Annotated in this window: 20 protein-coding genes; 2 read left to right on the top strand and 18 right to left on the bottom strand. The window is 68.4% G+C overall.

The annotated features are described in order from the left end of the window. Positions 1 to 33 precede the first annotated feature (33 nt). Genes ACIP5T_RS00700 through ACIP5T_RS00675 form a run of 6 tightly spaced genes read right to left on the bottom strand, consistent with a single transcriptional unit; the run spans position 34 to position 4506 of the window. Positions 34 to 558 (bottom strand): hypothetical protein, encoded by a 525-nt coding sequence (locus ACIP5T_RS00700; RefSeq protein ID WP_400859786.1) that lies wholly within the window; start codon positions 556 to 558, stop codon positions 34 to 36. Further along, the gene (locus ACIP5T_RS00695) at positions 555 to 1814 is read right to left on the bottom strand and encodes a DUF58 domain-containing protein (protein ID WP_400859784.1); all 1260 of its coding nucleotides are present in this window, start codon (positions 1812 to 1814) and stop codon (positions 555 to 557) included. The genes ACIP5T_RS00700 and ACIP5T_RS00695 overlap by 4 nt, the downstream gene beginning before the upstream one ends. Continuing rightward, positions 1811 to 2776: an AAA family ATPase gene (locus ACIP5T_RS00690; RefSeq protein WP_400859782.1), complete on the bottom strand. Its 966-nt coding sequence runs from the start codon at positions 2774 to 2776 to the stop codon at positions 1811 to 1813. Before ACIP5T_RS00690 ends, ACIP5T_RS00695 begins: the two co-directional genes overlap by 4 nt. A gap of 1 nt (position 2777) precedes the next feature. After that, on the bottom strand, positions 2778 to 3314 hold the full coding sequence (locus tag ACIP5T_RS00685) for a hypothetical protein (RefSeq protein ID WP_400859780.1): 537 nt from the start codon (positions 3312 to 3314) through the stop codon (positions 2778 to 2780). After that, complete coding sequence (locus ACIP5T_RS00680) at positions 3311 to 4042, bottom strand: DUF4129 domain-containing protein (protein WP_400859778.1); 732 nt, start codon at positions 4040 to 4042, stop codon at positions 3311 to 3313. Before ACIP5T_RS00680 ends, ACIP5T_RS00685 begins: the two co-directional genes overlap by 4 nt. Before the next feature lie 20 nt (positions 4043 to 4062). Continuing rightward, a complete protein-coding gene (locus ACIP5T_RS00675; protein ID WP_400859777.1) occupies positions 4063 to 4506 on the bottom strand; it encodes a MarR family winged helix-turn-helix transcriptional regulator in 444 nt (147 codons plus the stop codon). A 45-nt stretch (positions 4507 to 4551) separates the two neighbouring features. Between ACIP5T_RS00675 and ACIP5T_RS00670 the strand changes: the two genes are divergently transcribed. Next, a complete protein-coding gene (locus ACIP5T_RS00670) occupies positions 4552 to 4794 on the top strand; it encodes a hypothetical protein (RefSeq protein ID WP_400859775.1) in 243 nt (80 codons plus the stop codon). 8 nt (positions 4795 to 4802) lie between these two features. Here the strand turns inward: ACIP5T_RS00670 and ACIP5T_RS00665 are convergent, their stop codons facing one another. Together ACIP5T_RS00665 and uvrB are read right to left on the bottom strand one after the other, a co-directional pair. Then, positions 4803 to 5135 (bottom strand): TfoX/Sxy family protein, encoded by a 333-nt coding sequence (locus ACIP5T_RS00665; RefSeq protein ID WP_400859773.1) that lies wholly within the window; start codon positions 5133 to 5135, stop codon positions 4803 to 4805. A gap of 19 nt (positions 5136 to 5154) precedes the next feature. After that, positions 5155 to 7227 (bottom strand): excinuclease ABC subunit UvrB, encoded by a 2073-nt coding sequence (gene uvrB, locus ACIP5T_RS00660; protein ID WP_400859771.1) that lies wholly within the window; start codon positions 7225 to 7227, stop codon positions 5155 to 5157. 64 nt (positions 7228 to 7291) lie between these two features. On the opposite strand from uvrB, the gene ACIP5T_RS00655 reads away from it, so the two are divergent. Beyond that, positions 7292 to 7912 carry a DUF4126 domain-containing protein gene (locus ACIP5T_RS00655; RefSeq protein WP_400859769.1) on the top strand — a complete coding sequence of 207 codons (621 nt, stop codon included), beginning with the start codon at positions 7292 to 7294 and terminating at the stop codon, positions 7910 to 7912. Here ACIP5T_RS00655 and ACIP5T_RS00650 read toward each other — a convergent pair. The 10 genes from ACIP5T_RS00650 to rpsA form a co-directional block, all read right to left on the bottom strand. Next, a complete protein-coding gene (locus ACIP5T_RS00650; RefSeq protein WP_400859768.1) occupies positions 7885 to 8670 on the bottom strand; it encodes a GNAT family N-acetyltransferase in 786 nt (261 codons plus the stop codon). The two genes, ACIP5T_RS00655 and ACIP5T_RS00650, sit on opposite strands and share 28 nt — an antisense overlap. Positions 8671 to 8737: 67 nt before the next feature. Then, on the bottom strand, positions 8738 to 9970 hold the full coding sequence (locus ACIP5T_RS00645; RefSeq protein WP_400859766.1) for an MFS transporter: 1233 nt from the start codon (positions 9968 to 9970) through the stop codon (positions 8738 to 8740). Beyond that, the gene (gene coaE, locus ACIP5T_RS00640; protein ID WP_400859763.1) at positions 9946 to 10545 is read right to left on the bottom strand and encodes a dephospho-CoA kinase; all 600 of its coding nucleotides are present in this window, start codon (positions 10543 to 10545) and stop codon (positions 9946 to 9948) included. Before coaE ends, ACIP5T_RS00645 begins: the two co-directional genes overlap by 25 nt. Positions 10546 to 10576: 31 nt before the next feature. Continuing rightward, entirely contained in the window at positions 10577 to 11146 is a 570-nt protein-coding gene (locus tag ACIP5T_RS00635) for a CoA-binding protein (protein ID WP_400859761.1), read from the bottom strand. Beyond that, positions 11143 to 12447 carry an O-acetylhomoserine aminocarboxypropyltransferase/cysteine synthase family protein gene (locus ACIP5T_RS00630; protein ID WP_400859759.1) on the bottom strand — a complete coding sequence of 435 codons (1305 nt, stop codon included), beginning with the start codon at positions 12445 to 12447 and terminating at the stop codon, positions 11143 to 11145. Before ACIP5T_RS00630 ends, ACIP5T_RS00635 begins: the two co-directional genes overlap by 4 nt. Continuing rightward, positions 12444 to 14495 carry an acetate--CoA ligase gene (gene acs, locus ACIP5T_RS00625; RefSeq protein ID WP_400859757.1) on the bottom strand — a complete coding sequence of 684 codons (2052 nt, stop codon included), beginning with the start codon at positions 14493 to 14495 and terminating at the stop codon, positions 12444 to 12446. Before acs ends, ACIP5T_RS00630 begins: the two co-directional genes overlap by 4 nt. Further along, positions 14446 to 15306, bottom strand: coding sequence for an ABC transporter permease (locus tag ACIP5T_RS00620; protein ID WP_400859755.1), 861 nt, complete (start codon positions 15304 to 15306; stop codon positions 14446 to 14448). Before ACIP5T_RS00620 ends, acs begins: the two co-directional genes overlap by 50 nt. Further along, positions 15303 to 16349, bottom strand: a complete 1047-nt coding sequence (locus ACIP5T_RS00615; protein WP_400859753.1) for an aliphatic sulfonate ABC transporter substrate-binding protein — start codon at positions 16347 to 16349, stop codon at positions 15303 to 15305. Before ACIP5T_RS00615 ends, ACIP5T_RS00620 begins: the two co-directional genes overlap by 4 nt. Then, entirely contained in the window at positions 16346 to 17200 is an 855-nt protein-coding gene (locus ACIP5T_RS00610) for an ABC transporter ATP-binding protein (protein ID WP_400859751.1), read from the bottom strand. The genes ACIP5T_RS00615 and ACIP5T_RS00610 overlap by 4 nt, the downstream gene beginning before the upstream one ends. A gap of 144 nt (positions 17201 to 17344) precedes the next feature. After that, positions 17345 to 18799, bottom strand: coding sequence for a 30S ribosomal protein S1 (rpsA, locus tag ACIP5T_RS00605; protein WP_056377208.1), 1455 nt, complete (start codon positions 18797 to 18799; stop codon positions 17345 to 17347). Between the last annotated feature and the right edge of the window lie 80 nt (positions 18800 to 18879).

The following is an 18879-nucleotide window of genomic DNA, read 5'->3' as shown; positions in this document are numbered from 1 at the left end:
CTCCGTGAGGGCTCACAGACAAGGCGAACGCCCTCACGATGCGCGACGATTCGCGCGCACGAGGAGGGTGACGGCGAGCGTGACGACGGCTGCCGCTCCTGCGACGACGGCCCACGCCACGGTCGGCGGCGATCCCTGCGCGGAGGCCGCGACGAGGAGCATGATCGCGACGGTCGCCGGCTGGGCCATTGCCTGGACGGCGAGCAGCCGCAGCGCACTGGGCCGGAGGGCGGCGATCACCACGCGGGAACCCGCAGGGATCACGAGAGACAGCGACGTCAGCACGTGGATCAGCTGCACGACGAGCACCGCGAGCATCGCGCGCCCCAGATCGGGCTCCGAGATCAGCATCCCGACCACGAAGCATCCGACGGACCCCCACGCCGCGAACGTCTGCGGAACAGCCGCGGCGACGACCGCGAGCACGATCGCGGCGATCTGCCACCCGATCAGCGGACACAGCAGGGCGGAGCCGATCGCGACGACGACCACCAGCGCGCCTCGCACGACGAGCCAGGAGACGGCCGGACCGGTCTGCAGCGAGTCGTTCGCCCTCATCGGCGCGCCCTCGATATCGCGAGCAGCGCCGATGACGGATCAACGGCCCAGGAGACCACGTCGACTCCTGCACCGTGCAGATCGGCGAACACGTTCTCCCTCTCGGCGAGGACGGTACGGAGCCCGATGAGCTGCGCGCGCGTGAGACGCGTACGGTCGAGCGGTGGGAGCACGTCGACCGCCACGACCCGGTGACCACTCGCCCTCCACATCAGCGCCGTCCGTGCCGCCGCGCCCTCGAAGAAGGTCGACAGCACGAACACGACGGATCCATGCGGGACAGGAGGCGTCCGACGGAAGGTCGCATCGCCTCGTGCCTGACCGGTCGACGCGATGGCCGCCACCACGCGGGAGAGGTGCCTCGACCCGCTGCCGCCGCGCAGCGATCGCCCTCCGTGCACGAGCACATGCAGCGCGACGCGGTCGCCCTCGCCGATGGCGGAGTCCGCGATCGCTCGCGCGGCCTCCCTCGCGAGGTCGAGCGATGTCACGCCGCTGCGTTCGAAGTCGCCGCTCCCCCACGACGAGACCACCTCGCCGAGGTCCTCTGAGGTGTCCATCGCGATCACGACCGAGGAGTCGCTGAGGGTGTTGGTGCGACGCACCAGAAGATCCCCTGGCCTGCGGGCCATCCGCGCCGTCGCCCGCCAGTCCACGCGGCGGAGCTCGTCTCCGGGGGCGAAGGCATGGATGTCCCTGAAGTCACCGCCCTGGCCCTGACGGCGACCCTCGTGGGAGCCGTGCGACCCGATCAGTCGTCGAGGCAGCGGCAGAGCATCGAGTGCGCGACGGGGCGGCGCCACCTGGCGTCCGGCAGCGACGACCTCCGACGTCGTCGAGAGCGCTGCTCCCTCGAACGAGAACCCTCTCGCCGCCACTTGGACGGGAATCGCCGGCCCGGAGTGCAGGACCCTGCTGCATGCAGTCACGGATGAACCACCACCGGGCATGATCACGTGTCTGACGCGACGTTGCGACTGCACGATCGCCATCTCGACGGCTTCCGCATCGCTCTCGACGGTGATCGAGGTGAGCAGCTCGCCGTCCGGTCCCGGCAGCGCCTCGATCGTGATGCCAACCTCGCCTCCGGCGGTGCCGCGCGCTATCGCGAACACGCTCCAGACGGCGAGGGGCAGGCCCATGGCCACGACGTCGGGACGGGCCGACAGGAGGCCGACCACGGCGACGAGGACGGCGCCGCCGATCGCCACGGACAGCGACGGCCCGCGACGCCCTGCGACGCGAGCATCCGTCATCCGATCGCCCCGACGGTCGGCGGCACCGCCACCTGACCGACGACCGCACGAACCACATCGCCCGCGGAGGCCCCCTGAGCCCACGCCTGCGGGGTGAGGGTGAGCCGATGGGCCAGCACCGGCACCGCGATCCGCTTGATGTCGTCCGGGCGCACGAAGTCGCGGCCGTCCAGCGCCGCCAGTGCTCGTCCGAGCAGCAGCAGGCCAAGTGCCCCCCGTGGCGACGCTCCGACCTCGACGTTCGGCGCGTTCCGCGTGGCGCGGGTGATCTCGACGCAGTATCGGGCGATGTCCTGATCGACGTGGATAGCCTCGACCGCGTCCTGCAGATCGACGAGCTGAGCCGCGTCGATCACGGGGGCGACGTGGGTCGCCTCCTGTCGTCTGCTCACCCGCCTCTCGAGGATCCGCGCCTCGCCCTCCGCCTCGGGATAGCCGACGGAGAGCCGCACCATGAATCTGTCGAGCTGCGCCTCGGGAAGCGCGTAGGTGCCTTCGTACTCGATCGGATTCGACGTCGCGATCACATGGAACGGCGCTGGCAACGCGAAGCTGTTGCCCTCGACCGTCACCTGTCGCTCCGCCATCGCCTCGAGCATCGCGGACTGGGTCTTCGGCGTGGTCCTGTTGATCTCGTCGGCGAGCAGCAGACCGGTGAAGATCGGCCCTGGCCGGAAGACGAAGTCTCCCGAGTCCGGTGCGTACACGTACGATCCGGTCACGTCGCCCGGGAGCATGTCGGGGGTGCACTGCAACCGTCGGAACGACAGCCCCAGGGCGGAGGCGAGACTGCGCGCGGCGAGGGTCTTGCCCAGTCCGGGCACGTCCTCGAACAGCACGTGGCCTCCCGCGAGGATCGTCGCGAGCGCTATCTCGACGGGGTCGTCCATGCCCACCACGACGGTCCTCACCGCGTCGAGGATCCTGGCTCCGGTCTCGGCGATCTCTGCGGGGCTCGTCATGTCATCTCCTTGATCGACGGAACAGCGAGGGCTGCCCCGGGCCGGTGGCCGGGGCGTGCGGCGCGAGCGACAGCTCGCCGGGGTTTGTGGGGCTCAATCGATCGACGGCATCCAGGGCCCGTTCGATGTCGATGATCGTCGGGGCGGGCCCGGTCAGCCGATCCCAGAGCTCGGCTCCGATCGCCGCGCTGAGACGCGCCCTGTCCTCAGAGTCATCCGGATCGATTCCCTGGCGCAGCAGACGATGGCGCAGGATCCCGGTGACGCGGCGCGTGATCTGCTGGCCGGCGATCCCGGTGTGGGTATTCAGGGCCCACGCCATGCGGGAGATCTCGGTCGGGCGGCGATCGGGTTCCGTCGCTATTCGCGGGGCGTCGAAGCCCGGCTCGAGCGGCATCACGAGTTGTCCGAGCAGCCCGACCGCACAGATCAGCAGGCTCCACCCGATCACGAACGGCCAGTCGAAGCCGAAGCCGAAGAGGGCGAGAGCTGCGACGGCTGCCGCGCCGATCGCGAGGAGTGTTCTCCGCGTACTCATCGCCACACCCCTTCGATGCGCCGCAGGGCCTGTCGGGCCGAGGCCCGATCACCCTCATCGGCCACCCGCGTTCCGAAGCGGACGCTCTCGTAGAGGCGCAGCAGTGCCGCAGCCTCGTCGGCGACACCCGGGCGCAGAGTGATGATCCGCACCGCGAATTCCCCCGGAGTCTCACTCGCCGCCCGCCTGACCCCCGCGTCCGCGGCGCTCTCCTCGAGCCCTATCCACGCCGCGATGATCGCATCCGATGCGGTGACACGCTCATCGATCGTCTGCAGCGCGCCTGCGATCCCTCGTTGCATCACCCCTACCGCGATGTCGGCCGACGGCGTCGACGCGAGCTGGTCGACCTCGGATGCGACGAGCGATGCGTCGCGGCGCCGGAGCGGGCGCTCGCGCCAGGCTCGGAGCACGGCTCTCACGATGACCACCATGAGCGCGATGATCCCGCCCGCCACCAGCACCATCAGGATCATCGTGAGAATCTGCACGACCACAGCGCTGGTGGAGTCGACCTCCACCGGCTCGGGCAGCCCCGTCCCACCCGGCTCCGCAGTGGGCAACGGCTCGGCGGTTCCCGCAGGAATCGGCGCGGCGGGGCGGAACGTCGGCCGCCCCTCGATCGCTGCCGCGATCATGACCACGACGAAGAGGGACACGACGACGGACGGCAGGACCACCCGGTCGACACTCCGGCGCGCAGGACGCGTCTGGTGTTCGATCGGCATGCCCACACCCTATGACGCGGTCACTCGGGCGCTGAACGGCGCCCCGCGAACGCCGACAACCCGTCGCGCAGTGTCGCGATCTGCTGCAGGTCCATCCCCACTGCGGCCATCACCTGGCGAGGCACGTCGAGGGCTCGGTCACGCAGGGCCCGTCCGGCGTCCGTGAGCGTGATGTCGAGACGGCGCTCGTCCTCGACGCTGCGCTGCCGCGCCACCAGACCGTCTGCCTCCAGCCGCTTCACGAGCGGTGATGCCGTAGCGGGCTCGAGCGCGAGATCGGCCGCGAGGTCGTTCAGTGGGCGTGGAGCACGTTCCCAGAGCGCCAGCATCACGAGATACTGCGGATGCGTGAGCCCGAGGGGATCGAGGATCGGCCTGTAGATCGCCACGACGTTGCGTGCTGCTGTCACCAGAGCGAAGCAGAGCTGGTTGTCGAGCTTGAGCAGGTCATCCGATGCGGTCACGGATTCGAATATACATTGACACTAATAGTTAGTACACTAAGCAACATGGCCAGTTCTGATGATCGTCCTCCGCTCCGCACTCGGATCCGCGAGGCCGGCGGTCTGTACGCCTGGTTCAACTCGAATCTGATCCGCTTCGCCGGCCCCGCCTCGGTCGGACCCTACGAGAAGACTCCCCCGCCGAGCCCGTCCGAACGCGCCGAGCGCGCCTGTCCGCTGTGCGGATCGCCGATGAGCGAGCACGAGATCGACCGGTCGGGCCCGAAGACTCTCGTCCACTGCCCCTGAAGCCGCTTTCAGCCGTCTCGCTGCGCGTCCTCACGCGCGATGTCGAGCCAGGCTGCGAGGTCATCGTCACCGACGAGCGCGCTCGGCGACACGTCGAGCCAGCCTGTCCCCATCGTCCGCGGACCCATGATCGCAGTGGCGACCCCTTGCCGGGTGATCAGCGAGGCGCCGTGCTCCTCATCGACGCGAACGAGCAGCACTCCGCCAGTGCGCGCTCCGACGAGGATGTGACCGCCGAGAAGGAACGCGCGCGTGCCGAACATCCGCTTCTCCTCGACGTTCCCATCGAGCGTGAGGAGCGCTCTCACGCGGTCGGCGAGCTCTTCTCCTGCTGCATCCATCCTCGTCACTCCCGTGTCGTCAGGCGTGGCCGGCCTTCTCCATCGCGCGCAGTTCCTTCTTCATGTCCTGCACCTCGTCACGCAGTCGTCCGGCGAGTTCGAACTTGAGTTCTGCGGCCGCTGCGAGCATCTGATCGGAGAGGTCCTGGATCACAGCTTCGAGCTGCTGAGCGCCCTCGGCCGCGATCCCCGTGCGCCGCAGGTTAGGCGTCGGCGACTTCCCCTTGCCGGTCGCGCGTCCGCGGCCGGACATCATCGCGGCGGTGTCCGCGCCTTCACGCGCGAGCACCTCGGTGATGTCGGCGATCCGCTTGCGCAGCGGCTGCGGGTCGATCCCGTGCTCGAGGTTGTAGGCGACCTGCTTCTCACGACGTCGATCGGTCTCTTCGATCGCTTTGGCCATCGAGTCGGTGATCCTGTCGGCGTACATGTGCACTTCACCGGACACGTTGCGCGCCGCGCGGCCGATCGTCTGGATGAGCGACGTGCCCGATCGCAGGAAGCCCTCCTTGTCGGCGTCGAGGATCGCGACCAGCGACACTTCGGGCAGGTCGAGTCCTTCACGCAGCAGGTTGATTCCCACCAGGACGTCGTAGACGCCCGCCCTCAGCTCGCTGAGCAGCTCGACTCGTCGCAGCGTGTCGACGTCCGAGTGGAGGTACCGCACGCGCACGCCGTGCTCACCGAGGAAGTCGGTGAGCTCTTCTGACATCTTCTTGGTGAGCGTCGTCACGAGCACCCGCTCGTCACGCCCGACACGCAGCCTGATCTCTTCGAGAAGGTCATCGATCTGCCCCTTCGACGGCTTCACGATGATGTGCGGGTCGACCAGACCCGTCGGGCGGATGATCTGCTCCACCACGCCGTCGGCGATGCCCATCTCGTATTTGCCGGGCGTCGCCGACAGGTAGACGGTCTGCCCGATCCGGTTCTTGAACTCATCCCACCGCAGCGGCCGGTTGTCCATCGCACTCGGCAGGCGGAAGCCGTGGTCGACGAGTGTGCGCTTGCGGGAGGCGTCGCCCTCGTACATCGCGCCGATCTGGGGCACCGTGACGTGCGACTCGTCGATCACGAGCATGAAATCGTCGGGGAAGAAGTCGAGCAGCGTGTGCGGCGGCTCGCCCGGCTGACGCCCGTCCATGTGCCGGGAGTAGTTCTCGATTCCCGAGCAGAAGCCGAGCTGCTGCAGCATCTCGAGGTCGAAGGTCGTGCGCATCCTGAGCCGCTGGGCCTCGAGCAGCTTGCCCTGACGCTCGAACTCCTTGAGCCGCTCCTCGAGTTCGTGCTCGATCGTTCCGATGGAACGCTGGATCACGTCGGTGCCAGCCACGTAGTGCGAGGCGGGGAAGATCGGCACGGAGTCGAGCTTCTCGATGACCTCTCCGGTGAGCGGATGCAGCGAGTAGAGCGCTTCGATCTCGTCGCCGAACAGCTCGATGCGGATCGCGTGCTCCTCGTACACGGGGATGATCTCGATGGTGTCGCCCCGCACGCGGAAGTTGCCTCGCGAGAAGTCGACGTCGTTGCGGTTGTACTGCATCGAGATGAACTGGCGGATGAGCGCGTCCCGGTCGTACCGCTCCCCCACCTGGAGAGCGACCATCGCTCTGAGGTACTCCTCCGGCGCTCCGAGGCCGTAGATGCACGACACGGTGGAGACCACGATCACGTCTCTTCGACTCAGCAGCGAGTTGGTGGTCGAGTGGCGCAGCCGTTCGACCTCCGAGTTGATCGACGAGTCCTTCTCGATGAAGGTGTCGGTCTGCGGCACGTACGCCTCAGGCTGGTAGTAGTCGTAGTACGAGACGAAGTACTCGACTGCGTTGTTCGGCATCAGCTCGCGGAACTCGTTGGCGAGCTGCGCGGCGAGAGTCTTGTTGTGCGCGAGGACGAGCGTCGGACGCTGCACCTGCTCCACGAGCCAGGCGGTGGTCGCGGACTTTCCCGTACCCGTCGCTCCGAGCAGGACGATGTCGGTCTCACCGGCGTTGATGCGCGATGCGAGCTCGGCGATGGCCTTGGGCTGGTCGCCGGCGGGCGCGTACTCGCTGATGACCTCGAAAGGACGGACGCTGCGCGTGGGTTGCATACCTCCAGCGTATGCCGGGCCACCGACATCGGGGCCACGAGGGGCGTCGGCCTAGAGTGGGGGCGTGATCGAGTTCCTCATCGGCACCAGCCTCGCCGCTTCCGCCGGCCTCAATGCCTGGATGCCGCTGTTCCTGCTCGGGCTCGCCGATCGGCTGCTTCCCGCCGTCGTGCTGCCTTCGTCGTGGTCGTGGCTCTCGAGCGATCTCGCACTCTGGATCCTCGGGGGGCTCCTGCTGCTCGAGATCGTGGCCGACAAGATCCCGGCGCTCGACTCAGTGAACGACGTGATCCAGAGCATTCTGCGTCCGGCATCCGGAGGCATCGCGTTCGGTGCGGGCTCCGGAGCTCAGACGATCGCGGTCGACGACCCTGCCGCGTTCTTCACCGACAACACCTGGGTGCCGGTGGTCGTGGGCATCGCGATCGCCCTGGTCGTGCACATCGTGAAGGCCACGGCGCGCGTCGCCGCCAACACCGTGACCGGAGGCCTTGCGGCTCCCGTCCTGAGCACCGCCGAGGACGGCGCGTCGTTCATGCTCGCCGCCACGGCGATCATCATCCCCGTCCTGGCGGCCCTGCTGCTGGTGGCGCTGGTCGTCGTCGTGGTGGTGGGCCTGCGCCGCTTGGCGCGCAGGCGTCGAGAGGGCGGTTCCGGTCAGTCGGGCGAGCGCGTCCACACATAGGGGGTGGTCGTCGACACCTTGACGAGCCCTGCGCGCTCGAGGATCGGCCGCGAGAACTCGGTGCAGTCCGACTGCAGATACGACTTGCCGAGGGCGAGGGCGGATCGCGCGCGCTGGGCCGTCAGCGCTCGGTAGATCCCCCGACCCCGCCATTCAGTCAACGTCGCTCCGCCCCACAGGCCGGCGAAGCTGGTGCCTGCCACGGGCTCCAGCCGCCCGGCGCTGACCACCCGGCCGCCGGCCACGGCGGTCCAGAGCTCCACGGAGTCGTCCTCCCGGATGCGCTGGAGCGTCGTCTCGACGCGCACGCGCCACCGTGGGTCGCCGAAGACCCTGCCCTGCATCTCCTCCATCGCGAACACCTCGGCGTCGGTGCGCGCGCGCCGAAGCTCCACGTCGGAGGGAAGATCCACGGGCTGGGCGAGCAGAGCCGCCTCGCCGATCATCACCGACTCCACCTCCTCCGGAACGAACCCCCGGCTCTCCAGAGCTGGGCCGAGGCCTGGCGCTCGATCATGCCCTCGCGTCTTCCACTCGATCGAATCGATGCCGCTCAGGTTCACGAAGTGTGCAAGCGCGACATCCACGAGCGTCTCGATGCCGCGAGGGTCGAAGCCGTCGAGGTCGGCATAAGACACGAACCCGCGCCCGCCGGGGAAGACTGCGAGTCGCAGGGGCCCGTGCGCCGCCACGCTGAGCGCGTGGGTGACCTCGGCATCCGTGCGCAGCTCACGGTCGTAGGCTGCGAGATGGGTCATGCGCATGACGGCGATCCTCCCGGTCGACGGCGACAGCGGATCCCGGTGACGAGCCGCCGCTTCGCGATCATACGCGTCCGGTCGGTGACAGCCGCAGGACGCGTGCGGCCAGCGCCGCGGACACCGCGCACATCGCCGCGATCGCCGCCACGAACCACGCCCAGTCAGCTGCGCCGAACACGGTCCCCAGGGCCCAGCCGAAGAGGCTCGACCCCGCGTAGTAGCCGAAGTAGTAGAGCGACGACGCCTGCGCCCTGGTCTCGGGTGCGGCCGCGATGGGAGCCCACCCCGAGGCGACGGCATGCGCGCCGAAGAATCCACCGGTGAAGATCAGCAGCCCGAGGATCACCACGATGAGCACCTCGCTGAGCAGGGCGAGGGCGCCGAGGCCCATCACTGCGATCGAGCACAGCAGCACCGGATACCGACCGAAGCGGGATGCGAGCGCACCTGCCGTCGGTGACGAGACGGTGCCTGCGAGGTAGGCCAGGAACAGCAGCGTGACCAACCACCCCGGAAGGGCGAACGGCGCGTCGATCAGGTGGAAACCGAGGTAGTTGTAGACCGCGACGAAGGCCCCCATGAGAAGAAAGCCCTGCATGTAGAGCGCGAGCTGCGGCGCGGAGCGCAGCGGCATCGCCAGGCGCGCGAGCATTCCCGGCCGCGCATCGTCGCGAAAGCGACCGGGCACGAACCCTCGAGCCTTCGGAGTGAGCCAGAGGAACAGCATGGCTGCCACCGCGCACACCCCGGCGACGGTCCAGATGCCCGCACGCCATCCCCACGGCTCGCCCACCAGTCCTGACAGAACACGACCGAGCAGGCCGCCCACGGTCGTCCCGGCTATATAGCTCCCCGCCGCAGTCGCCGCATCGCGTGCGCTCACCTCCTCGCTGAGATACGCGAGCGCGACCGCGGGTACGGCTCCCAGCGCCACGCCCTCCAGCAGACGCAGCGCCAACAGCATCTCCAAGCCCGAGCTCAGCGGTGCGAGAAGTCCCAGAGCGGTCGCCGTGAGGATGCCGATCCCCATCGCGGGCACACGTCCGATGCGATCCGCGACCATCGACCACGGAATGACGGCGACCGCGAGGCCGAGCGTCGCAGCCGACACCGCGAGTGCCGCGGTGGCCGGAGAGATCCCGAGATCCGAGGACAGCTGCGGCAGAACCGCCTGCGGCGAATACAGCTGCGCGAACGTCGCGATGCCGGCGAAGAAGAGCCCGACGATGAGTCGCCGATAGGCGGGAGAGCCAGGTGCATGACCGGTGAAGGTCACGACGAAGTGATCCGCTCCCACAGCGCCTCGGTCTGCTGGATCGTCTGCTCGAGAGAACCGGAGGTGTCGATCGTCTCGTCGGCGATCGCCAGTCGACGCTCGTCCGACACCTGCGCGTCGATCCGCTCCTGCGCGGCCTGCTCCGTCATACCGCGCAGCTCGACGAGCCGCCGCCTGCGCTCGCCTGCAGGCGCATGGGCGACGACGATCAGATCCCACGGGTCATCGACGCGAGCCTCGACCAGCAGAGGGACGTCGTAGACGACGACTCCCTCGGGGTCGACAGCCGAGGCCGCTTCGAATCGCCGCTGCGATTCGGCACGGACCGCGGGGTGGACGATCGCGTTCAACCGGGCCAGCTGCTCGGGGTCGCCGAAGACCTTCGCCCCCAGCGCAGCGCGATCGAGTGCACCGTCTGCGGCGATGACCTCCGGCCCGAAGGTCTCCTCGATCCGCGCCAGCACCGCCGAGCCGGGCGCCTGCACGTCGCGCACGATCTGGTCTGCGTCGACGATGACCGCTCCGAGCTCCGCGAGTCGTCGTGCGATGGTCGACTTGCCCGACGCGATACCGCCGGTGAGCGCGATGAGAGGCATCCCGCCAGTCTAGGCTCGGCGGCGAGCTCGGTCAGCGCGCCAGCAGCTGCCGACGCGAGCTGATGACCCCGGTGTCGAATCCGGCGAGGTGGAGTCCGCCGTGGAACCGGGCGTGCTCGATCTTGATGCACCGATCCATCACCACAGAGAGTCCTGCGCGCTCGGCGATCGCAGCGGCATCCTCATTCCAGGAACCCAGCTGCAACCAGAGCGTCTGCGCCCCGGCCTCGATCGCCTCCTCGGCGACTCCCGGCAGGTCGTCGTGCCGGCGGAAGACGTCGACGATGTCGGGCACCACAGGCAGATCTGCGAGCGAGGCGTAGACCGGCCGGCCGAGGATCTCCGACTCGCGCGGGTTGACGAGGTAGACGTCATATGCGGTGCTGGAGAGCAGGTAGGTCGCGACGAAGTACGACGCACGTGCCGGGTTGTTCGATGCGCCGACGATGGCGACGGATTTCGCACGTCGGAGGATGCCGAAGCGCTGCGGCTGACTGGGGCCGGTCCAGGCCCGATCGGACTGCTGCGGTGCAGCGCCGGGCAGAGCACAGGCCACGGGTAGCGCGCAGGCGTCGGCACCGGTGGTCTCGGTTCCGCTCATCGTGTCGCTCCTGTCGCTGTGGTGAGGGCCTGATCGAGATCCCAGATGATGTCTTCGGCATCCTCGAGGCCCACCGAGATCCGGATGAGGTCGGGGCGCACTCCCGCCGCCACGAGCTGCGACTCCGTGAGCTGTCGGTGCGTGGTGGATGCCGGGTGGATGACGAGCGTGCGCGCGTCACCGATGTTCGCGAGGTGCGACGCCAGCTGCAGGTTCTCGATCAGCGTCTCCCCCGCTGCGCGACCGTCGTCGGCCTTGACTCCGAAGGCGAACACCGACCCGGGACCGAGCGGCAGGTACTTGGCCGCACGATCGTGGTGCGGGTGATGGGCCAGGCCCGCCCACGTCACGTACTCGACCCGGGGGTCAGAGTCGAGCCACTCGGCGACGATCCGCGCGTTGGCGAGGTGGGCGTCGATGCGCTGCGGCAGCGTCTCGACACCCTGCAGGAGGTTGAAAGCCGATTGCGGGCTCAGCGCCGGACCGATGTCGCGGAGCTGCTCGGTGCGGAGCTTGGTGAGGAAGCCGTACTCGCCGAAGTTGTCCCACCACTTGATGCCGCCGTACGACTCGACCGGCTCGGTCATCTGCGGGAAGCGGCCGTTGCCCCAGTCGAACGTGCCCTTCTCGATCACGACGCCCCCGAGGGTCGTCCCATGACCCCCGAGGAACTTCGTCACCGAGTGGATGACGATGTCAGCGCCGTGTTCGAGCGGACGCGAGAGGTAGGGGGTGGCGAGCGTCGCGTCGACGACGAGAGGCACGCCGGCCGCGTGCGCGACCTCCGCGAGGCCTTCGACGTCGGCGATCTCTCCGGACGGGTTGCCGATCATCTCGACGTAGACGACCTTGGTCTCGGGGCGGATCGCCGCCGCGTAGTCGGCCGGATCCGTGGAAGCGACGAACGTGGTCTCGACGCCGAATCGACGCAGCGTCACATCCAGCTGGGTCACGGTACCGCCGTAGAGCTGCGCCGAGGCGACCACGTGGTCTCCGGCTCCGACGAGCGCGGCGAACGTGATGAACTCGGCGCTCATGCCCGATGCGGTCGCGACGGCGCCGATCCCGCCCTCGAGCGATGCCAGCCGTTCCTCGAGCGCGGCGACGGTGGGGTTGCCGATGCGCGAGTAGATGTTGCCGTACTTCTGCAGAGCGAAGAGGTTGCCGGCGTCCGTCGCATCCTCGAACACGAACGACGTCGTCTGGTAGATCGGCACGGCGCGGGCACCCGTCGCGGCATCCGGTGTGCCCCCGGCATGGAGAGCCCTCGTGCGAAACCCGAAGCGGTGTTCTTCCGTCATTGTGTCCTCAGTTCAGCGGTCTCGAGCACGGCGGCGATCTCGTCGACGGCCCACGGGTTCTGCAGAGATGTCGTGTCCCCGAGCGCGGCGGGTGCGCGCCCTGCGCGCCGGTCCTGCTCCGCCTCCCACAGCTGCGCGAGAAGGCGGCGCATGATCTTCCCCGAGCGGGTCTTGGGCAGATCGGCGACCACGACGATGTGCTTCGGCTTGGCGACGGGTCCGATCGCCGTGGCGACCTGTCCTCGCAGCTGCGAGGTCGAGACCTCCGCGCGTCCTGACGCGGTGACGAACGCGACCACGGCCTGCCCGGTGACAGGATCGGCGACGCCGGCGGTGCCTGCCTCCCCCACCGTGTCGTGCGCCACGAGCGCCGATTCGATCTCGATCGTCGAGAGCCTGTGGCCGGATACGTTCACGACGTCGTCGAGGCGGCCGAGGATCCAGATGTGGCCGTCGGCATCTCGGGTCGCCCCATCACCGGCGACGTAGTATCCGCCGTGCTCGCCGTGCCCGGCGTACGCCGACCAGTACGCGTCACGGTAACGCTGCGGGTTCCCCCACACCGTCCGCGCCATTCCCGGCCACGGTCGCCGCACCACGAGCGTTCCGGATCGCCCTGGCGCCACCTCGTCACCGTTCTCATCGACCACGGTCGCGTCGATGCCGGGCAGCGGCACGGACGCCGAGCCGGGCTTGAGAGTCGTGACCCCTGGAAGCGGCGCGATCATCGCCGCCCCGGTCTCCGACTGCCACCAGGTGTCGACCACCGGGAGCTCGTCGCGCCCGAAGTTGCGACGGAACCAGATCCAGGCCTCGGGGTTGATCGCTTCACCGACCGTTCCGAGCAGGCGCAGCGTCGACAGGTCGTGCCCCTGCGGCAGCTCGGCGCCGAACCAGGTCATGAAGGCGCGGATCAGCGTGGGGGCCGTGTAGTAGACGGTCACGCCGTAGCGCTCGATGATCTCGAGATGCCGCTCACGATGGGGAGTGTCCGGCGTCCCCTCGTAGATGACCTGCGTCAGACCGTTCGAGAGCGGACCGTAGATCTCGTACGTGTGGGCGGTCACCCAGGCGAGGTCCGCCGTGCACCAGTGCACATCGTCGGGCTTCGCGTCGAAATGGGCCCAGTGCGCCCAGCTCGCATGCGTGAGGTACCCGCCGGACGTGTGGACGAGCCCCTTCGGCTTCCCCGTCGTGCCCGACGTGTAGATGATGAAGAGCGGATGCTCGGCATCGAACGCCTGGGGTTCATGCTCGGAGGAGGCGGTGTCGACGACGTCGTGCCACCAGACGTCGCGCCCCTCGGTCCAGGGAACGTCCTGCCCGGTGCGCCGGAGCACGAGGACGTGTTCGAGGTCGGGAAGATCCGCAGCGGCGAGGTCGGCCGTCGATTTGACCTCGGTGGCGGTGCCCCGGCGGAACTGGCCATCGCTCGTCACGAGCAGCTTGGCTCCGGTGTCGGCGAGGCGGAACCGCACCGCCTCGGCGGAGAACCCGCCGAACACCAGCGAGTGCACGGCTCCGATGCGCGCGCAGGCCAGGGTGATCACGACCGTCTCGATCAGCACCGGGAGGTAGACGACGACACGGTCGCCCGGACGGATGCCGAGTGCGATGAGCGCGTTGGCCGCGCGCGACACCCTGTCCTGGAGGTCCGCGTACGTCACGGCGGTGCGGTCGCCCGGCTCACCCTCGAAGTGCAGGGCGACCTTGTCGCCGCGGCCGGCCTCGACATGGCGATCGACGCAGTTGTACGCGACGTTGAGCCGTCCGCCGACGAACCACCGAGCGGCGGGAACGGCATCCTCCACGGGCGGGTCCCATTCGTGAGCCGTGTGCCACGGCTCGGCCCAGTCGAGCCGCTCGGCCGCCTGCTCCCAGAAGAGCGTCGGATCCGCCGCGGCCCGCGCATACGCCTCCGCGGTCACGTTCGCCGCCTCGGCGAACCCCGCGGGCGCCGGGTACGTGCGGGTCTCGTGCAAACGGGCTTCCGTCACGTCACACCCACCGTCGGAGCAGGTACTTCTCCACGAGCACGAGAAGCGCATTGGTGATCGTGCCGAGAAGCGCGAGCAGAACGATCGACAGGATGATCCTGTCGACGCGTCCGCTGTTCTGCGAGTCCGTGAGCAGGAACCCGAGACCCATCGACGACGCGATCAGCTCGGCGGCGACGAGGAACAGCCAGGCCTGCGCGAGTGCGAGGCGGAGGCCTGCGACCACCGACGGCACGACGGCGGGCAGCTGCACGGTGCGGAACAGCGACCAGCCGCGGAGGCTGAACGAGCGCCCTGCCTCGACGAGCTGGGGATCGACGTGCCGGAGGGCCGATGCGACGGTGGTGTAGACCGGGAAGAACGCACCGATGGCGATCAGTGTGACCTTCGACTCCTCGCCGATCTGCATCCAGAGGATCAGGAGCGGCACCCACGCCAGAGACGGGACAGCACGAACCGCCGAGAGCGTGGGGCTGAGCAGCACGTCGCCGATCCTCGAGAGTCCGACGATCCCCGCGATCGCGAGTCCGATCACGGATCCGATCGCGAAGCCGAGCAGCACGCGCTGCACCGAGATCGCGATGTGGGTCCAGAGCAGACCGCGCTCGGCCAGTTCGACGCCGGCTGCGAAGACGGACTCCGGAGACGGGAGGAGGTACGGCGCGACGAGTCCGGTGGTCGTCACGACCTGCCAGGCGACGATGATGAGGGCGGGCAGCAGGAACCCGCCGATGACGCGCACCACCGGACGGTCCCATGCATGCCGCGCGCCCACCTCAGGGCGCCGTCGGACACCACGAGCGGCGTCGAGCGCCTCCCGTGCGGCCGCGGGCACCACCACGCGCTGGTCGGGAAGGCTCACTCGCCCCCGACCGCCTTCTCTGCGAAGGTCGCGTTCACGATCGAGTCCAGCGCCTTGTCGACCGAGTCCTTGCCGCCCTGGACATCACCGGAGTCGACGAGCACGGGAGCGATCTTCTCGAGCACCGCGATCTGGTCCTCTCCGGGGATTCCGCTCACATCGAGGTTCGAGCGCTCGGTGATGACGGTCTTCGCGACCTCGATGTCGATTCCCGCGACCTCGGCCAGCAGCGCAGCCGTCTCGTCGGGGTTCTCGAGGGCCCACTCGCGCGCCTGCTCGTAGGCGTCGACGACCGCCTGTGCGAGGTCCGCGTGGTTCTCGATGAAGTCCTCGGTCGCGTTCAGGAATCCGTAGGTGTTGAAGTCGACGTTGCGGTAGATGAGCTGGTCGCCAGACTCCACCTCGGCCGCGGCCATGATCGGGTCGAGGCCCGCCCAGGCGTCGACCGAGCCGCCGTCGAGCGCTGCACGGCCATCGGCGTGCTGGAGGTTCTGCACCTCGACGTCATCGACCGACAGGCCGGCCTCCTCGAGGGACTGCAGCAGGAAGAAGTAGGGGTCCGTGCCCTTCGTGGCGGCGACAGACTTGCCCGCGAGGTCCTCGACCGAGGTGATGTCGCTGTCGGGGCCGACGACGATCGCCGACCACTCGGGCTGCGAGAAGATGTCGATGACCTGGATGGGCGAATTGTTCGCGCGAGCCAGGAGCGCGGCGGAGCCGGCGGTCGATCCCACGTCGATCGAGCCGGAGCGCAGCAGCTCGTTGGCCTTGTTGGAGCCGGCGGACTGCACCCACTCGACGTCGACGTCGTCGCCGAGGATCTCCTCGAGGATTCCCTGGTCGCGGATCACGAGGCTCAGCGGATTGTACGTCGCGAAGTCGATAGACAGCGTGTCGGAGGACCACTCTCCGGTGGCGGCGGCATCGTCGTCCGACGTGTCGGAGGCCGTGGCGTTCTCCCCGGCGACGCAGCCGGACGCGACGAGCATCATCATGCCGGCGATGGCGATCGCGGGGATGATTCGGCGGGTGATGGTGCTCATCGGGTCTCCTCGGTGGCGGTGCTGTGGTGGGTGTCGACGCCGAGTCCCTCGAGGAGCTCGGCACGGAGGTCCGCGAGGCCGCGATCGGCGCGGTCGCGGGGGCGGATGCCGGGGACCGTGATCGTGCGCGCGATGGAGGGCGCGTCCGTCTCGGCGTCGCCGACCAGCGTGCGCAGCAGCAGCACGCGATCGGCCAGGTAGAGGGCCTCTTCGACGTCGTGGGTGACGAGGAGGACGGTGGTCGGCTCGGCGGCGTGGATCTTCAGGAGGAGATCGTGCATCCGCAGTCGGGTGAGCGCATCGAGCGCACCGAACGGCTCGTCCAGCAGCAGGACGCCGGGGTTGCGAGCGAGGGCACGTGCGAGCGAGGCGCGCTGCGCCATCCCGCCGGACACCTCACGCGGGCGCTGGTCTGCCGCCTGCTCAAGGCCGACGAGCTCGATGAGCTCCCGTACTCGTTCCCGTCCGTCACGGCGCGCGGTTCCTCGGGGCAGACCCAGTTCGATGTTCTGCGCGATGGTCCGCCATGGCAGGAGTCGGGGCTCCTGAAAGGCGATCGCGGTGCGCTCGTCGACATCTGCGACGCGGGAGTCATCGAGCAGGATGCTGCCACTCGTCGGCGCATCCAGGCCGCCGACCAGACGCAGGAGCGTGGATTTGCCGCATCCGGAAGGGCCGACGATCGCGACGATCTCACCGGCGGCGACATCGACATCCACCCCTCGGAGAACCTCGCGCCGACCGCGTGCGACGGGGAAGCTCCGCTCCACCCCGTGCAGACGCACGGGCTGAGCAGTGCCGGCGATCGCCGGTCCGCGTGCCGTGGAGGGCGCGGAGAGCAGAGAGGTCATACCCCCATGCTGTCCAACCCGCAGAAATGTGACGAATGCAGACGTAATGTTCGGTCACGTTGCCCTGCGCGGCCATCGCGGACGGGCGGAAACGCGGAACGGGCCGCCATCCCGAAGGATGACGGCCCGTTCAGAGCGTGATGCTTAAGCGTTGCCGCCCGAGAGCTTCTCGCGCAGAGCGGCGAGAGCCTCGTCATCCGCGAGCGTGCCCGCGCCTGCGACCTCGCTCGAGAAGACCTGGCCACCGAAGTCGTCGCCAGCGGCCGCCTCGGCCTCGGCTGCCTTGGCAACCTGAGCCTTGTGAGCCTCCCAGCGAGCCTGGGCTGCAGCGTACTCCTGCTCCCATGCCTCGCGCTGGGTGTCGAAGCCTTCCTTCCATGCACCGGTCTCGGGGTCGAAGCCCTCCGGGTACTTGTACTCGCCGGCCTCGTCGTACTCGGCGAGCATGCCGTAGAGCGCCGGGTCGAACTCGGTGCCGTTGACGTCGACGGCCTCGTTCGCCTGCTTCAGCGAGAGCGAGATGCGGCGACGCTCGAGGTCGATGTCGATGACCTTGACGAAGACCTCTTCGCCGACCGACACGACCTGCTCGGCCAGCTCGACGTGCTTGCTGGAGAGCTCGGAGATGTGGACGAGGCCCTCGATGCCGTCTGCGACGCGAACGAACGCACCGAACGGAACGAGCTTGGTGACCTTACCCGGCGTGACCTGACCGATCGCGTGGGTGCGGGCGAAGACCTGCCACGGGTCCTCCTGCGTCGCCTTCAGCGACAGGGAGACGCGCTCGCGGTCGAGGTCGACCTCGAGGATCTCGACGGTGACCTCCTGGCCAACCTCGACGACCTCGGAGGCGTGCTCGATGTGCTTCCAGGACAGCTCGGAGACGTGCACGAGGCCGTCCACGCCGCCCAGGTCGACGAACGCACCGAAGTTGACGATCGACGACACGACACCCTTGCGGACCTGACCCTTGTGAAGGTTGTTCAGGAACGTGGTGCGCGACTCCGACTGCGTCTGCTCGAGCAGCGCACGGCGGCTGAGCACGACGTTGTTGCGGTTCTTGTCGAGCTCGAGGATCTTGGCCTCGATCTCCTGGCCGAGGTACGGCGTGAGGTCGCGGACGCGGCGCAGCTCGATGAGCGAGGCCGGCAGGAAGCCACGGAGGCCGATGTCGACGATGAGTCCACCCTTGACGACCTCGATGACCGTTCCGGTGACGACGCCGTCGTTCTCCTTGATCTTCTCGACGTCTCCCCAAGCGCGCTCGTACTGTGCACGCTTCTTGGAGAGGATCAGACGGCCTTCCTTGTCCTCCTTCTGGAGAACCAGGGCCTCGACCTCGTCGCCGACCTTGACGACCTCGTTCGGGTCGACGTCGTGCTTGATCGAGAGCTCGCGCGAGGGGATGACACCCTCGGTCTTGTATCCGACGTCGAGGAGGACCTCATCGCGGTCGATCTTGACGATCGTTCCCTCGATGATGTCGCCGTCGTTGAAGAACTTCAGGGTCTTCTCGACCGCGGCCAGGAAGTCTTCAGCAGATCCGATGTCATTGATCGCGACCTGCTTGGTGGCCGGGGCGGTCGTTGCGGTAGTCATGTAGTGGGTTGTCCTTGTGAATGGAGACTCGGGCTGAGGGCTCCGGCCGCGCACGACCGATGTTGAGCTCTGCAGCGATT

Source organism: Microbacterium sp. NPDC088619 (genome assembly GCF_044752825.1).
Classification (GTDB): Bacteria; Actinomycetota; Actinomycetes; order Actinomycetales; family Microbacteriaceae; genus Microbacterium.
Note: the sequence above shows the minus strand (reverse complement) of the source record. Positions and strands in the feature narration are given on the sequence as shown.

Excerpts from the sequence above, each read along its gene's own strand:
- ACIP5T_RS00700 (WP_400859786.1), bottom strand. The coding sequence starts at position 558 with ATGAGGGCGAACGACTCGCTGCAGACCGGTCCGGCCGTCTCCTGGCTC.
- ACIP5T_RS00610 (WP_400859751.1), bottom strand. The coding sequence starts at position 17,200 with ATGACCTCTCTGCTCTCCGCGCCCTCCACGGCACGCGGACCGGCGATC.
- ACIP5T_RS00680 (WP_400859778.1), bottom strand. The coding sequence starts at position 4,042 with ATGCCGATCGAACACCAGACGCGTCCTGCGCGCCGGAGTGTCGACCGG.
- rpsA (WP_056377208.1), bottom strand. The coding sequence starts at position 18,799 with ATGACTACCGCAACGACCGCCCCGGCCACCAAGCAGGTCGCGATCAAT.
- ACIP5T_RS00630 (WP_400859759.1), bottom strand. The coding sequence starts at position 12,447 with ATGACGGAAGAACACCGCTTCGGGTTTCGCACGAGGGCTCTCCATGCC.
- uvrB (WP_400859771.1), bottom strand. The coding sequence starts at position 7,227 with ATGCAACCCACGCGCAGCGTCCGTCCTTTCGAGGTCATCAGCGAGTAC.
- ACIP5T_RS00615 (WP_400859753.1), bottom strand. The coding sequence starts at position 16,349 with ATGAGCACCATCACCCGCCGAATCATCCCCGCGATCGCCATCGCCGGC.
- ACIP5T_RS00650 (WP_400859768.1), bottom strand. The coding sequence starts at position 8,670 with ATGACCCATCTCGCAGCCTACGACCGTGAGCTGCGCACGGATGCCGAG.
- coaE (WP_400859763.1), bottom strand. The coding sequence starts at position 10,545 with ATGCCTCTCATCGCGCTCACCGGCGGTATCGCGTCGGGCAAGTCGACC.
- ACIP5T_RS00635 (WP_400859761.1), bottom strand. The coding sequence starts at position 11,146 with ATGAGCGGAACCGAGACCACCGGTGCCGACGCCTGCGCGCTACCCGTG.
- ACIP5T_RS00685 (WP_400859780.1), bottom strand. The coding sequence starts at position 3,314 with ATGAGTACGCGGAGAACACTCCTCGCGATCGGCGCGGCAGCCGTCGCA.
- ACIP5T_RS00690 (WP_400859782.1), bottom strand. The coding sequence starts at position 2,776 with ATGACGAGCCCCGCAGAGATCGCCGAGACCGGAGCCAGGATCCTCGAC.
- ACIP5T_RS00695 (WP_400859784.1), bottom strand. The coding sequence starts at position 1,814 with ATGACGGATGCTCGCGTCGCAGGGCGTCGCGGGCCGTCGCTGTCCGTG.
- ACIP5T_RS00670 (WP_400859775.1), top strand. The coding sequence starts at position 4,552 with ATGGCCAGTTCTGATGATCGTCCTCCGCTCCGCACTCGGATCCGCGAG.
- ACIP5T_RS00665 (WP_400859773.1), bottom strand. The coding sequence starts at position 5,135 with ATGGATGCAGCAGGAGAAGAGCTCGCCGACCGCGTGAGAGCGCTCCTC.
- acs (WP_400859757.1), bottom strand. The coding sequence starts at position 14,495 with ATGCGCTTCTCGTGCTCGTGGAGAAGTACCTGCTCCGACGGTGGGTGT.